General features: G+C 37.7%; 10 protein-coding genes. All 10 read right to left on the bottom strand.

The annotated features are described in order from the left end of the window. Positions 1 to 47: 47 nt before the first annotated feature. Positions 48 to 2,354 (bottom strand): GTP diphosphokinase, encoded by a 2,307-nt coding sequence (relA, locus tag MXE38_RS08240; protein WP_246913853.1) that lies wholly within the window; start codon positions 2,352 to 2,354, stop codon positions 48 to 50. Between the two features lie 436 nt (positions 2,355 to 2,790). Continuing rightward, positions 2,791 to 4,344, bottom strand: coding sequence for a 23S rRNA (uracil(1939)-C(5))-methyltransferase RlmD (gene rlmD, locus MXE38_RS08235; RefSeq protein ID WP_246913851.1), 1,554 nt, complete (start codon positions 4,342 to 4,344; stop codon positions 2,791 to 2,793). Between the two features lie 184 nt (positions 4,345 to 4,528). Beyond that, on the bottom strand, positions 4,529 to 7,744 hold the full coding sequence (recO, locus tag MXE38_RS08230; RefSeq protein ID WP_246913849.1) for a DNA repair protein RecO: 3,216 nt from the start codon (positions 7,742 to 7,744) through the stop codon (positions 4,529 to 4,531). 139 nt (positions 7,745 to 7,883) lie between these two features. Further along, the gene (era, locus tag MXE38_RS08225) at positions 7,884 to 8,789 is read right to left on the bottom strand and encodes a GTPase Era (RefSeq protein WP_246913847.1); all 906 of its coding nucleotides are present in this window, start codon (positions 8,787 to 8,789) and stop codon (positions 7,884 to 7,886) included. A gap of 76 nt (positions 8,790 to 8,865) precedes the next feature. Next, positions 8,866 to 9,564, bottom strand: coding sequence for a ribonuclease III (gene rnc, locus MXE38_RS08220; RefSeq protein WP_246913873.1), 699 nt, complete (start codon positions 9,562 to 9,564; stop codon positions 8,866 to 8,868). 344 nt (positions 9,565 to 9,908) lie between these two features. Beyond that, positions 9,909 to 10,859, bottom strand: coding sequence for a signal peptidase I (gene lepB / locus MXE38_RS08215; protein ID WP_246913845.1), 951 nt, complete (start codon positions 10,857 to 10,859; stop codon positions 9,909 to 9,911). Between the two features lie 200 nt (positions 10,860 to 11,059). Beyond that, on the bottom strand, positions 11,060 to 12,871 hold the full coding sequence (gene lepA / locus MXE38_RS08210; RefSeq protein ID WP_246913843.1) for a translation elongation factor 4: 1,812 nt from the start codon (positions 12,869 to 12,871) through the stop codon (positions 11,060 to 11,062). A 106-nt stretch (positions 12,872 to 12,977) separates the two neighbouring features. Beyond that, positions 12,978 to 13,712: a glycosyltransferase family 25 protein gene (locus MXE38_RS08205; protein ID WP_246913840.1), complete on the bottom strand. Its 735-nt coding sequence runs from the start codon at positions 13,710 to 13,712 to the stop codon at positions 12,978 to 12,980. Positions 13,713 to 13,850: 138 nt separating this feature from the next. Continuing rightward, complete coding sequence (locus MXE38_RS08200; protein ID WP_246913838.1) at positions 13,851 to 14,594, bottom strand: glycosyltransferase family 25 protein; 744 nt, start codon at positions 14,592 to 14,594, stop codon at positions 13,851 to 13,853. An 85-nt stretch (positions 14,595 to 14,679) separates the two neighbouring features. Then, positions 14,680 to 15,573, bottom strand: a complete 894-nt coding sequence (locus MXE38_RS08195; protein ID WP_246913836.1) for a GT-D fold domain-containing glycosyltransferase — start codon at positions 15,571 to 15,573, stop codon at positions 14,680 to 14,682. Positions 15,574 to 15,732 lie beyond the last annotated feature (159 nt).

Raw genomic sequence — 15,732 nt, 5'->3', positions numbered from 1 at the left:
ATTTAAGCTTAATCTAAGGCCTTTTTTATAAGGGTATTACTAATAAACTACAATCTTGAAACAGATCGTACCTGCTTAATTTCATTAAGCTTGGTAATTACTCTAGTCAAAGCAGGCAAATTAACCAACATCAAGTCAATATCAATAATGGACAGATCTTTTTGACGCTCAGTATGAGAGCGCACACCTAAAACATTGATCTTTTCATTTGCAATGACCGTAGTAACATCTCTAAGCAAGCCAGAGTAATCTGAGGCCACCACCTTAATAGTAACAGTAAAACCATTAGCGGTAGCACTCTCGCCCCATTGGCAAGAAACGACACGCTCAGGATTCTTTTTCATAAGACCCTTAAGCTGTGGACAATTAGCCTTATGAATAGAAACACCACGACCTTGAGTAATAAAACCAATAATTTCATCACCAGGAATTGGCTGACAGCACTTAGCTATATGGGTCATCATTGTGCCAATGCCATTAACCACAATGTGGCCTTTACTGTTAGCGTGACGCTCTTTAAGCTGCTCTTTGGTCTTTTCAGAAATTAAAGAGCGTAACTCTAGCTCTTTAGTAGCTTCCTCTCTTTTGAAAACACGCTCTTCTAAGAAAGAAATAATCTGATTAACCTTAATATCGCCCGCACCAATGCCAGCATAAATGTCATTAACATTCTTAACATTAAAGCGAGCAATTTTCTCCTTTAAGAAAGCAGCTACTTGATCCTTGTTAAGACCAATACCATGGCGACTTACCTCACGCTCTAAGATATCGTCACCAGCTTGGACATTTTTATCGTAGTCGACCTTTCTAAACCAATTAACAACCTTGGCACGAGCACGAGAAGTCTTTAAATAACCATTATCCAAGTTAATCCAGTCACGACTTGGGTTTGGTTCTTTTTGGGTAATAATTTCAACTTGCTCACCAGTCTTTAGCTTATAGGTATAAGGGACAATACGTCCATCAACCTTTGCGCCAATACAACGGTGACCAATCATAGTATGAACTTGGTAAGCAAAATCCAAAGGAGTAGCTCCTGTAGGAAGATCTACCACCTCTCCTCTTGGAGTAAAGACGTAAATACGATCTTCAAAGACTTGCTTACGAAATTCATCTAATAAAGCACCAGACTCAACCATATCGTCACGCCAAGCTAACAGCTTACGTAACCAGTTAATACGTTGCTCAACGCCAGAACCTAATCCACCACCCTCTTTATATTTCCAGTGAGCGGCTACACCAAGTTCTGCCATTTGGTGCATATCCTTGGTTCTGAACTGAATCTCAACCACCTTATGACCATCACCATAAACTACAGTATGAATAGATTGATAGCCATTAGGTTTTGGGTTGGCAATATAATCATCAAACTCTTTTTCGATATGTTCCCAACGAGCATGGACAATACTCAAGGCTGCATAACAGTCCTCTATCTTATCAACAATAACTCGTACCGCACGAACATCATAAAGCTCACTAAAAGGCAAATGCTTGCGTTGCATTTTGCGCCAAATACTGTAGATGTGCTTTGGTCGACCATAGACCTCGCTATTCTTGATGCCATTTTGCTCTAATAAGCTAGAAAGCTCAGCAACAAACTTCTCAATATAGCGCTCACGCTCTACTCGCTTTTCGCCCAAATCATGAGCAATCTCTTTGTAATCCTCGTTATGCAAGAAGCGGAAGGCTAAATCCTCAAGCTCCCACTTAAGCTGACCAATACCTAAACGGTTAGCCAGTGGTGCATAAATATTAGCAATTTCACGAGCAATGCTTAACTTAGTCTCTTCATCAGCATGTTTAGCAGCACGAATAACAGCAATTCGCTCTGCAAGCTTAATTACTACCGCTCTAACATCATCTACCATAGAAAGCATCATACGACGCACTCTATCAACTTGAGCCTCAGCTCCTTTATTAGAGTTGTAGTTTTGTAAAAAGCGAATAGCCTCCATATCTTTTACTTTAAGCAAAAGCTTACGGATACCAGGGCCAAAGACTTCTTCTACATTATCAAGATCTAAAGCCTTAGCCTCGAATGGAGGGTATAAAAATGCCACCATTAAAGAATCGAGATCCATGTTTAGTGACATTAAAATGGAAATAATCTCAGCTGAAAGATTATTAAGATTCTTAGGATCAATAATATTATTACGTGGCTTGGAATTATTTGCAGTGGCACTTGCGCTATTGTTTGAGTTGGAGCTTACCTTAGCATTATAGGCATTAAGACAATTAACCACATAAAGATGGCATTGTGAGAGCTTTTCCTTTTGCTCAACAGGAAGATTGAGTTTGGCTGCCCATGGCTCAAAATCAAATGAAGCCTCATGGGTATCTCTTAATGCAACCATTACATAACTCCTATACAACAGCTGATACAGCCCAAAAAACTTATTGCTTAATTAGTATGCTAAACCACAAAACGAATCCCAAACTCTCAGGCACAATTAAGGATTTACCAATTGTTTAGCTCATAATACATATCTAAGACTTAGTCCTGTCAGTCTTATAAGAACATAGCATACTACTATTAGCGTTAAGCCAGCTATGAAACTAAATTAGCTAATCACTAATAAGCATATTATGCAAACTTAACCAAAGTGTCACTAAAAACTACTATCAGTCTGCCTAAAATGGGACATTAGCAACTAATTTGCTCATCTATAGACCACTAATTTTGTTTCAAAGTCATAAAAACATAAAAAGCTGTTGCTCTTACCAAAACACAATAATCTGGTAACAACAACAGCCTAGCAAACTGTAATATTTGTCTCTTATAAGACTTACTTACTTTTTGCTATCATCACGAGTAAATACCAGCATAATCTCAAGGTGAGCAGTTCTTGGGAACATATCAATAGCACCCCAAGACTCTAACTTATAATTAGAGCTAATTAGAGCAGTTGTGTCACGTGACGCAGCTAAAGGATTGCATGAGATCATTACAATCTTTTGAGGCTTGAGTTTACTCATATATCCAACAGAGCGTTTAGCACCCATACGACCAGGATCCATTACCACTACGTCATATTGATCCTTAGCCCAAAGTTGGCTTTCAAAAGCCTCTTCTAAATCAGCTACAAAGAAGCGAGCCTGCTCACTATCAATATTGTTTAGCTGCGCATTCTCATTAGCTCTACGCACCATATCTGAAACAATATCAATACCTACTACCTTGGCACCTGCTTTGGCAATTGGAATTGCAAAGTTACCTAAGCCACTAAACAAGTCCAATACCTTCTTATCCTGACTTGGAGCTACTTCCTTTAAAACTTGCTCAATCATGGCTTTATTCATGGCACCATTAACTTGCACAAATGATGAAGGAGAGCAGGCAATCTTACAATCATGAGACATGACATAGAGCTCACGCTCATTATCTTGGGAAATAACACGCTCACGAACCACTTCAGTATCATCTAACTGTTTAAATGGTTCTAATACTGAAACAACTACGCCCTGCTCTAAACCAAACTTTGCTAAGCGCTCCTCATCACCTGATGAAACGTTCTTAGTCATACGTAAGAGTACGCCAACAGCACCATCAGTATCTAAAAGCTCAACGTGGCCAATATTTTTCTTGCCCTCTAAAGTATTTACCAATACTCTTAAAGGCTCTAATAAAGCATTATTACGAGCAGTTAATACTTTGCAATGATCAACAGGAACTAAATCTTGAGCCTTGCCTTCTCTAAAGCCTAAATAAATCTTGCCATGATCGGCTTTTACAGCTAAGCGACATGCTCTGCGGTAGTTAATTTCATCACCACTAATACAAAAACTTGGAGTAGCAATAGCGCTAGCAGCTTGCTTACTTAGCTCTACTAGCTCTTTATTGCGAGCAGTATTTTTAGCATCAGCCTGCTTTTTAGCTAAAACCTGCTTAATGGTGCTATTACGGCCTAATTTTGAAGAGCCCTTAGATGAGCTTACTTTAGTTGATTTAGAGGCAATAGTTCCTTGAGCAACACTTTTAGCTAATAAAGAAGCTACACCCTCAACTTTAGCCTTTAAAGACATATCTTGAGGCAAATGCTCTAAAGGACAGCCACCGCACTGATTTTGCAAAGGACAATCTTGAGCACGACGATCACAAGATGCCTCTAATAGCTTAGAAACATTTCCTGAAAAAGCTTTGTCTTTACTGGCCAATGATCCTGCAATAGCATTATTAGCTACAGGAACAACGCGAGCTTTTTCTCCAGGCATAAGATTGTCAACAAAATAGACCATTCCATCTTTTTTGCAGACACCTCTACCTTGAATATCAAGACTCTCACATTGCAACTCGATAGCTTTTAGAGCTGTTGCTTTCTTTTCTGACTTATAAAAACTTACCATAATGTGCTCAAACAAAATCCTAATAAAATAGAGCCTACATATAAGCTCATAAGATTAAAGTAATTTCCCTTATACAGGCTATTTGCTAAGAAAAATTGAGTCTAAGATTTTAGTTTCTACAATCTAAAATCTCAACAAAATAATTTAATTAAATCTACCCAAAACAAACAATCATAGCACCAGGCTAATCGCCCGCACCTAAATCAAATAACCAGCTTTGCAACAATACCCCATCTTGAGACTCTACTTTGTCTTTACCAGACTGGGAGCTCACAGCTACATCATCCTTAAGGTTACGCTTTGCTTTAACCTTGCCCTTATTCTTGCTGCTTTTAGGCCCAGATAGCAAAGTCTTATTTTTTGACTTACCTAATAATAAATCCTCAGCACTTTCAGCCACTAACAAGCCATTTGGCCCCTTAATTTTGCCTTTAGCCAAACTACGCTTTAATACCTTGCTCTCACTGCTTCTTTCACTAGCATCTTTACTCTTAGCCTTGGTGTTAGCCTTATTCTTAGTAGTGCCATTCAGCTCAGTAGACTCAAGCTTTGAATCGCCGCTATTAGAAGCCTGTAGCTCATGATCTGCATTCTTAGTCTTGCTCTTGGATGCACTCTTAGAGCTGCCTTTAGATTCAACCTTAGCTTTTGCCTTTACTTTGGTATTAGCATTGGTAGTGTCGTTAAGCTCAGGAGACTCCAGCTTTGAATCGCCGCTATTAGAAGCCTGTAGCTCCTGATCTGCATTCTTAGCCATGCTCTTGGATACACTCTTAAAGCTGCCTTTAGCTTCAACCTTAGCTTTTGCCTTTACCTTGGTATTAGCATTGGCAGTATCATTAAGCTCAGTAGTTTCAAGCTTTGAATCGCTGCTATTAGAAGCTTGTAGCTCCTGGTCAGCACTCTTAGCTTTGCTATTGGATACACTCTTAGAGCTGCCTTTAGCTTCAACCTTAGCTTTTGCCTTTAACTTGGCGTTAGCAGAAGCATTGCTCTTATTAGTGTCCTGTAGCTCATGAGACACTAACTCTGCTTTTTGCTCCTTAGTTTCAAGTAAAGCATCATTGCTAGCTTGGACTTGTAGCTCCAGGTCAGCATTTTTAGTCTTGCTCTTGGATGTACTCTTAGAGCTATCCTCAGAGTCGCTCTTAGCTTTAGCTTTTACCCTAGTATTAGCCTTGGTAGTATCCTTAATCTCAGCATGAGCCCTGCTCTTGGTTGTACACTTAGAGTTACTATTAGCTTTAGCTCTTACCTTGGTATTAGCCTTGGTAGTGCTATGAAGCTCGGTAGCCTCCAGCTTTGAATCGCTTCTATTAGAAGCCTCTAGCTCCTGGTCAGCACTATTAGCATTGCTATTGGATGCACTCTTAGATCTACTCTTAGACTCAACCTTAGCTTTAGCCTTTAACTTGGTGTTAGCAGAAGCATGGTTCTTATTAGTTTCCTGTAGTTCAGGAGACTCTAACTCTGTTTCTTGCTCCTTAGTTTCAAGTAAAGCATCATTGCTAGCTTGAACTTGTAGCTCCTGGTCATCATTTTTAGTCTTGCTCTTGGATGTACTATTAGAGCTATCCTTAGAGTCGCTCTTAGCTTTAGCTTTTACCTTAGTATTAGCCTTGGTAGTGCTATGAAGCTCGGTAGACTCCAGCTCTTGCTCATTGGTTTCTTGTGGAGCAAGCTTTGTGTTTTGCTCAATTGCATCTTGAATTGGCTGCAGCTGATTAGCCTCTTCTTGATTGGCATTAGGAGCGGGCGAAACAGTGCTGCTATTAGTCTTGAGTGACTGGGCCTCACAATGCAAGTTTAGCTCTGGTTCTTGGGCTGAAACACTATGATCATATGCCTTTGCAACAGCTGCTTTGTCCAAATTAAAGTCGGATAAATTAGATTGCACCTCTTGATAAGAGGTTTCCAATTTGGCTGTTGAATCACTGGTAGTAGCTATAGCATTAATCAATAATTCATTGCTGTTTTCTACAGTGAAATTGTTCTCGGAAACAGCATTAAATTCTGGAATATCCTCATAATCATTACTAGCTTGCTCTGCTTTTACAGCAAATTGAGCAACATATCTTTTATAAGGAGCTTTTACCTCTACTGGCTGAGTTCCATTTATTGATTGGCTAACCTCTTGGTTCATAGCATCAGCTATAAAACTATTGTTAGCTTGAGCTCGGCTTTGTAAAGCGTAATTTAAATAAGCCTCTGGAGTATTAACATTAGTTTCTTGTAATGCCCCATCGAACACATTGTTACTGCCAGGTACAGGTACAGGTGTAGGTACAGGTGTAGGTGCAGATACAGTTACATTACTATCCTGAACTTGATTATTGGATAGCGGCTTATCTTCTTGTGACGCTGAGGTTTGGGTGGCATCTTTGGCTTGCACTTGCTCTTGTATTTGAGCTTTTTGCTTAATCTTTAACTCAACATACTCACGATATAAGCGACGGCTTTTAATTTCACGACCATTCAAGAGCTTATTGATAATGCTAGAAGTTAACAACTTAGCATTACGAGCTGCATCGGGAAGAGCAAAAGATCTCTCAATGATGTCTCTTATTTGCGCTCCATCTAATATAGGGCCAAGAAAATCTTGTAAATAATCACTATATTTTTTTAACAGCTCACCCTGCTCAGGATCAAAGTTATTGTGATACTGAAAAGACTCAAAGCCCATATGAGATACACCATATGAGCGACTAGAGACATTGCTCTCTAAACGTCGGCCTCTTACCTTTGACTTAGAAAAGAGCATACCATCGTCTTCTTCGCTATTGTAAGAACTACTGCCGTTAGTATAGGAAGAGCTAGTATAAGATGAGGCCCTTTTATATTGAGAAGTTACATAACTTAAAAGTTTTTCATCATACTTAACAAAGCCTAGACCAAAACAAAAGCGATATTTGTCCTTAAAAGATAATAAAGCACCCTCGTCATCGCAGTTACTAAGCGAGTAACCTAATGACCTTAATAAGGTCAGCTCAAAATTCCTTAAATGACTTTCAATACCATTTTTATCTCTAATGGCCTCTAATGTTTCTATATAACTACCAAATAGCGCAACATCAGAGTCTTTGTTGTGATAAAGATGGTGTAACAACTCATTTATGTAGCTGGCACAAAAATAATATGGCATTTTAAAATCAAAGCCATTACCAGCATGCTCGTAGCCAGTTAGAAAATAAAGCTCACTTCTGCTCTTTTTTAAAGAAAGCTTAAGAGGAATAAAAGGTTGGAAAAGACCCTTAGTAGGAGAGTTAGCCCTTTTTGATCCTTGGGCCATAATAGTTAGAGCGCCATAATTTAAGGACAAGGCCTCGATAATTTGGCTATGTTCTTGGTAATCTCGAACATGGTAGATATAACAAGGCTCATTTTCAATCAAATCAGCCATAAAACACTCCAACTAAAAATTGGCTACCTTACAATTAAACAAAAGCTTGGTGCAAAATGAAATTCAATGTTAGAAACATTAAATTAACACTTATCGCACCAAGCTTTGATTACATACCAAAATCTTATATGGCTATAAGCTATTGCTGCTCAAAATCAGCGTAACCTAAACTCTTTAAAGCACGCTCATCATCAGCCCAACCAGCCTTGACCTTAACAAATAAAGACAAGAAGACCTTGTTTTCAATAAGCTTTTCAATATCGTGGCGAGCTTCAGTGCCAATGAGCTTAATACGACTACCACCTGCGCCAATGACCATTTTCTTTTGACCATTACGCTCTACTAAAATAGCAGCGCTAATTCTAGTGGTACCGTGCTCATCTTCCTTAAATTCTTCAATCTCAACACTGACAGAATAAGGAAGCTCATCACCCATCTGGCGCATCAACTTTTCACGAATAATCTCAGCTACCATAAAACGAGTAGATCTATCGGTAATGCTATCTTCACTATAACAGTGAGGGCCATTTGGTAGCGCCTCTCTAATCATGTTTTTGAGCACTTCAAGATTACTACCCTTTAAGGCAGACACAGGCACAATATCTTTAAAGTTTAAACTGTCCTTAAGACGCTCAATTAAAGGTAATAATTTTTCCTTATCATCGAGCTTATCTACCTTGTTAATAACTAACACTACAGGAGCTGAAGCAACTTCCAATTTGGAGCGCACCATTTCATCATCTTCAGTCCAATAGGTAGCATCAATTACCCATAAAATTAATTCAACATCACCTAAAGATGACTCAGCAGCGCGGTTCATTAAGCGATTAATCGCACGCTTTTCCACCTTATGTAAACCAGGAGTGTCTACATAAACAGTTTGATAAATACCATCGGTATCAATACCTAATACACGATTTCTAGTGGTCTGAGGCTTACGCGAGGTAATAGAAATCTTTTGACCAATTAAATGGTTCATTAAAGTCGACTTACCTACATTAGGACGACCGACAATAGCCACAAAGCCAAACTTAGTTTGATCCAAATTATCCTCACTTACTCTTAGGAGTAATTAAAAAAGCTAAACTTAATACCAATCATACAAAAGCTCTTAACTAATATTATTGATTGGTATTATTGGCTAAATAATCTAATACGGAGCTAGCTGCCTTTTGCTCAGCACGACGGCGAGAAGAGCCTTTTCCTTTGAATACCATCTTAATATCTTGGACAGTAACAGATACTTCAAATACCTGATTATTATCACTGCCAACAATGTTTTCGATGCGATATACAGGAAGTTCTTTGTGTTGAGACTGTAAAAGCTCTTGCAGCGCTGACTTAGGATCCTTTTGTGAAACATTAGGATTAATAGCTTGGAGGCGCTTATCAAACCACTTTAAAACTAAGTGGCGAACAATTTCAAAGTGTTCATTACTATCAATAAAGATAGCACCAATAATAGACTCAACAGCGTCAGCTAATAAAGAATCACGTCTTGAACCGCCAGATTTAAGTTCACCTGGACCTAAAAGCAAGCAGTCGCCAATTTTAAATTCACGAGCTAACTCAGCTAAAGTAGTTTCTCTTACTAATACAGAGCGCATTCTGGTTAAATCGCCCTCTGGACTATCAGGGAAAAGAGCAAATAACTCTTTAGCTATGATCATGCCGAGAATAGAATCACCTAAAAACTCCAAGCGCTCATTATGATGAGGACCATAACTTCTGTGAGTTAGAGCTTGCTCTAAAAGAGCAATGTTTTGAAAAGCATAGCCCAGCGTCTGTTCAAGATGCTGTATACGATAAATAAAGTTCATGTCAGTAGTCATCTCTTTGCCTTGCATTGCAAAAAGTGCCCACCCTATAACCACCCAAAATCCTATTGCTACTAGAAAATAAGAACCCATTAAAATACATAAGCGTAGCAACACTTATGAGGCACTTATATTTGTTAGCGCAATTGTTTTTAGGAGGAGAGTGACTATAGGGTGCCCACTAAATTGTCCTAAGGTTGTAGAGTGGGTTAATAAACCCAAAAACAACACTAAATACTTAAGCCTTGTTTTTGCTTAAATTATAAAATCTCCTTGTAAAAAGGTAATCAACAATAGTGAAAGCCAGATCCTGCAACTCAAATAGTGTGCAGATCTGGCTTAAAAAATTAATCTAAACCACCAATTCTGGAGAAACGAACGCCAGAAGGGATCATGCTGTCGCTATTTTCATCTAAATCTAAAGATAACCAAATAACTACAGTCTTACCAACCAAGTTTTCTTTTGGAACAAAACCCCAGAAGCGACTATCCTTACTATTATCGCGATTATCGCCCATTACAAAGTAATGATCCTCTGGCACAATCCATGAGCCCCTCATTACACCTTTTTGGCGATAAAAATACTGAGATAAATCAGGGATACGAGGGTTAATTTGAATCTTATGAGTAATGTCGCCTAACTGCTCATCAAAGACTGCATATTCCTCTTGATAAGTACTGCGCTCAACAACAATAGTTCCTGCTGGAGTTAATGGAACAGCTTTAGGACTTTCACAAGGCTGACCGCCCTCTTGCACTCCGACTTGCACCTCGGTTGTAGTTACCTTACCTACATTACAAGCTTTGCGAATATAGATCTTCTTGTTATCAAAGATAATCTCATCACCAGGTAAACCTACAATACGCTTAATATAGTCAATACTTGGCTCTTCTGGGTACTTAAATACTGCAACATCACCTCTTTGAGGAGATGAAGTTTCGATCCATATGCTATTGGTTAATGGATTACGAATTCCATAAGACCACTTGGAAACTGCAATAAAGTCTCCTGGCAATAAGGTTGGCTCCATTGAACCTGAAGGAATTCTAAATGGCTCAAATACAAAAGCACGGAACAAGAAAACAAAGAAAATTACAGGGAATAAAGAACCAATTGAAGTAATAGTTCCTGAGCCTTCCTTAATACGACGTTGGTCTTTTTTAGATAAGGTAGGACATGACAAAAGAGCTTCTTTAAGTGCTTTGATACGTGCAGGTCGTAGTTTCTTATAGTCATAGGCATAAGCAATACCTGTAACTACACAAGCAACCACCAAGATTAAAGATAAAGTGTTCATAACTTCTGTTTTGTTTTAGATGATTACAAGCTTTGATTATTTTGGCTCTACTAACCAAAATAATTATGAACAAGCTAAATTAGGCTAACCATAGTGACTATTTTCTATGAAACTTTAATTAGCTCTAAGTAAAACTTCATTTATTTTGAAGGCCTAGCAAGTTAATGCTAGACCTTTAAATTATAAAAATAGACAGGTTGTTATTCCTTACCTACCTTTAAGATAGCTAAGAATGCCTCTTGCGGTACTTCTACACGGCCTAATTGCTTCATACGCTTCTTACCAGCCTTTTGCTTTTCAAGAAGCTTACGCTTACGAGTAATATCACCGCCATAACACTTAGCTAACACGTCTTTACGCATTGCCTTTACGGTGCATCGTGCAATAATCTGACCGCCAATTGCAGCTTGAATAGCAATATCGAACATTTGACGAGGAATAAGTTCCTTCATCTTTTCAACTAATGCACGACCACGTGATTGAGCAATAGAACGGTGAACAATAATAGCTAAAGCATCAACTCGATCTTGAGCAATTAAGATATCAACACGCACTAAATCACCACGCTCAAAGCGCTTGAAGCTGTAATCTAAAGATGCATAGCCACGAGATACTGACTTGAGACGGTCAAAGAAATCAAGAACTACCTCACTCATTGGTAATTCATAAGTAAGAGCCACTTGATCATGGTGGTAAACCATGCCTGTTTGTACGCCACGCTTTTCTTGACATAAAGTCATAACAGCGCCTACATACTCAGAAGGCATAAGCATACGACACTCTGCAATTGGCTCACGAATTTCAGCAATATTACTTACAGGAGGAAGTGCTGCTGGGCTATCAATGTGAATAATCTCGCCAGAGGTTAATAAAATCTCATAAATTACAGTAGGAGCTGTAGTAATAAGATTTAAGTTGTACTCACGCTCTAAACGCTCTTGAATAATTTCCATATGGAGCATACCCAAGAAGCCACATCTAAAACCAAAGCCTAATGCAGTTGAGTTTTCTGGCTCAAAGAATAAAGAAGCATCGTTTAAAGATAGCTTATCTAAGGCATCACGGAAGGCATTGTAGTCGTCAGTATCTACAGGGAACATACCTGCATAAACTTGTGGCTTGGCCTTATGGAAACCAGGCAAAGCCTCCTCTGCCTCACGACGAGCGTGGGTAATGGTATCACCTACTGGAGCGCCATGAATGGTCTTAATACCACAGACCACCCAACCTACTTCACCACAGTTTAAGACAGGAACATCAACACGCTTTGGAGTAGAAATACCCAAACGCTCAACTTCCCAGGCCTGACCTGTGCTCATTACCTTGATCTTATCGCCCTTTCGTAAGGTACCATTCTTTACTCGAACTAAAGATACTACACCAAGATAATCGTCAAAATATGAGTCAATAATTAAAGCTTGTAGCGGAGCCTCAGGATCGCCATTTGGAGCTGGAATGGAGTGTACTAAACGCTCTAATACATCCTCAACGCCAATACCAGTCTTTGCAGAGCAACGACAAGCGTCATGAGCCTCAAGGCCCACAATATCCTCAATTTCAAAAATTACTTTCTCAGGATCAGCAGCTGGCAGATCAATCTTATTTAAAACTGGGATAACCTCTAAATTAAGCTCAATAGCCTGATAGCAATTTGCTAAAGTCTGAGCTTCTACGCCTTGACCAGCATCAACTACTAATAAAGCACCTTCACAGGCAAATAATGAGCGTGATACCTCATAAGAGAAGTCAACGTGACCAGGGGTATCAATAAAGTTTAGCTCATAGGTATTACCATCTTGAGCCTTATACTTTAAGGTTACAGCCTGTGCTTTAATAGTAATGCCTCTCTCACGCTCAATATCCATAGAATCGAGCACTTGAGCCTGCATTTCACGATCTGTCAAACCACCACAAACCTGAATAAAACGGTCTGATAAGGTTGACTTGCCATGATCAATATGGGCAATGATCGAGAAGTTACGTACTAAATTTTGGTCAAAAGTATTAGCCATAATATTTTTTTAAATTATCCCAAATGAAAAGGGCTTTTGGCCAAGCCCAAGCTGACTGCCTCTGCGGCACTCAAAAGTGATTAACACTACAAATTATCTAAATTATTTAGATTCTCACCAGCTCTTTAGAGCTTCTATACCCAATTATTGAGTCAAATTGAGCTTCATGTGTAAACTCTCCAATAGGATATGCTCTAAATGTTTTTAAGTGATTAAAAGCTAACATGCCAAGCAAAAAATCAGAAGGCATTCTAATAGGATAGCCTAAATTAATAAGCTTTTGGCAGGCCTCTTTAGTAACTACATAACAAGCAGTTGTACCTATAATACGGCGAGCATTAAATCTTGCGTCTAAATAATCATTACGCATTCCTTCTCGTCTAAAATACAAACCATCAGCAAAATAATAGTTCTTGGCACCCCAAAGATTTTTTATGCCTTTATGTAGTGAAAACTGAACAACATCCCAAGGATCTTTTATCTTATCTAAATTGTCTAAGGCTAGTTTGAGTTGAGGCTTTAAACAAATGTCATCTTCTACAATAAGAGCTTTATCTAAGCCACAATCAATAACATGTTGATAAACACGCAAATGTGATAAAGCACAACCAATCTCACTTAAAGAAAGCTTTCCTAATAGCTTTACTTTGACATGGCCTTTTAAATTAAATAACAGCTCATCTTCCTGACGACACTGATTAATAAAAGCCGCATCGAGCTCTTTGCCATAAGAAGCTTCAAATACTTCATAATCTAAACCGAGCTTGTTAAGCTCATTAGAAATATGCTCTAAGCGATCAATATCTTTTTTAAGATTAATTACAAAGCATTTTACAGACATAACTGTCAACCTGTATAAAGCCTATAAATCTAGAATAAACTTACATTTTAACCTATCTTTGTCATTATGCGCTATAAAACGGGATATATAAAATAAAAGGCCTCTTTAAGGGGCCTTTTAAGTCATAAATTACAAATACTAAAGTCTTACCATCTTATGAGCAGGACGAGAAGATCCAATTGTTGAATCACATTCAAAAAACTTCATAAAGTGATTTTCAGGATATACAGCAAAGGTTTTTAAGTTATTATAACCAATCATACCGAGCAAATAGTCAGAGGTCAGCCGTACTGGATATCCTATATCTACTAGCTTCTTGCAAGCTTCTTTAGTTACTACATACAATGCAGTATATATAATGAATCTTCGCCTGTTAAAAATAGCATCTAAAGTATCATTACGCATGCCAATACGCTGGAAATAAAAACCTTTGCTTTTATCAAAATAGTACTTACGAGCAAAAGGCAAACATTTTATTCCAAAATCTGATGAAAAATGCACTATATCCCACGGCTCTTTAATTGTACTTAAAGAGTTAACAGCTTGGAAAACATCAGCATTTGGCTTTAAGTCATCCTCCATGATTACTGCATAATCAAGGTCTTGATCGATAATATGCTGATAAAGACGAAGATGTGAAAGGGCACATCCTTTTTCTGATAAACTTAACTCATCTTCAATAAGTACTTTACGATTGCCTTTCATAGTAAGAATGGTCTGACTTTCATTAGAGCAAAGCTTTTGCTCCTCTTCAGTCATTTCCTTGCCATAAGTTGCATCAAAGAACTCAAAGTCAACATTATTGGCTGTTAAAATCGAACCGATGTTTTTACGTCTTGCCACTTGATCTTGAAGACTAATTACGAAATATTTTACAGACATAAAAATTCCTATTAACACAGTTGTTTGAGCAAATGTAACAAAACTGATAGATATATTAAATGCCTTATATTTCCTATAGCTTACACTAGTCTTTATCAAAAAACTTAGTTATGCTATTTGTATCAACAGCATGCTTTTCTAAGTAATAATTATAATCTTTAGCAGTATGACCCATATCAATTGCACGATGACCATTTTTGTATAAGTCATAAGCAAGTACAGTGGCAGTTTGACCCATAATTATAAATTTGACCTTATTTTTGTCTGTTGCCAAAATTTTTTGCATAAGATCATCATATTGATCAAATGCATTAACACTAGGGCCGTATATGTACTCTATAGAGTTTGCGGAAGAGAAAATATTGTGCTTAATATTGTTAAATATTGTTTTTCCACAAACAATAACAATATCTTTGCCTTTCCATAAGGACTCAAGCTTGTCATAATAACGACGAAAATCAATGTCCTTATATAACACATATGGCATTGTTATAGTTGAGTCACCATAGACTCTATCATCACTTAAAATACCTTTTAACATCTGACGATATTTTATAGAAGATGTTAAATAAAACAGCATTTGTCTATCATGTAAATTGTTTGGCGCATTAAACCAATAATAGTTGATTCCTACTAGCAAACCATTATCTTTTGAGGAAAGAACTTCCATAAGTTTTTTAGACAATAGATCATCATAGCGCTGAAAAACATTTCCTTGCTTTTCAATGGCTATAGATAGCTCACCATCTCCAAATCTACAAAAGCTAGCGTTTGTACTAATTAAATAATCTAATGTATTCCATGCATCCATTACATTACAGAGTTTGATTCCAGCTCTTAACTCTTCTAAATTCTTATGAGTATCAAGTATCTTTAAGATAAGCTCATCTTCATAAATTGGATTAGCATGGTTATACATACCTTTAAGATTGTACTTAAAGAGATATTTTAAATTTCTAAAAAATAGTTCTAGTCCCATAATTAATCTCAAACTTTTCAAAAGTCTCAAATATACCTCAACTCTGCAAGCTAAGGTTACCTCGAAATAGATTTGCCTTATATATCGTATTTATCAAAAAATATCATAGGTTACCTAATAATGAGTTAACCTCTATTATTGTTCCATGAAAACAGATAT

The sequence above is a fragment of the Anaerobiospirillum sp. NML120448 genome (genome assembly GCF_023050945.1).
Taxonomy (GTDB): Bacteria; Pseudomonadota; Gammaproteobacteria; order Enterobacterales; family Succinivibrionaceae; genus Anaerobiospirillum.
This window is presented reverse-complemented; position numbering and strand designations above follow the sequence as displayed.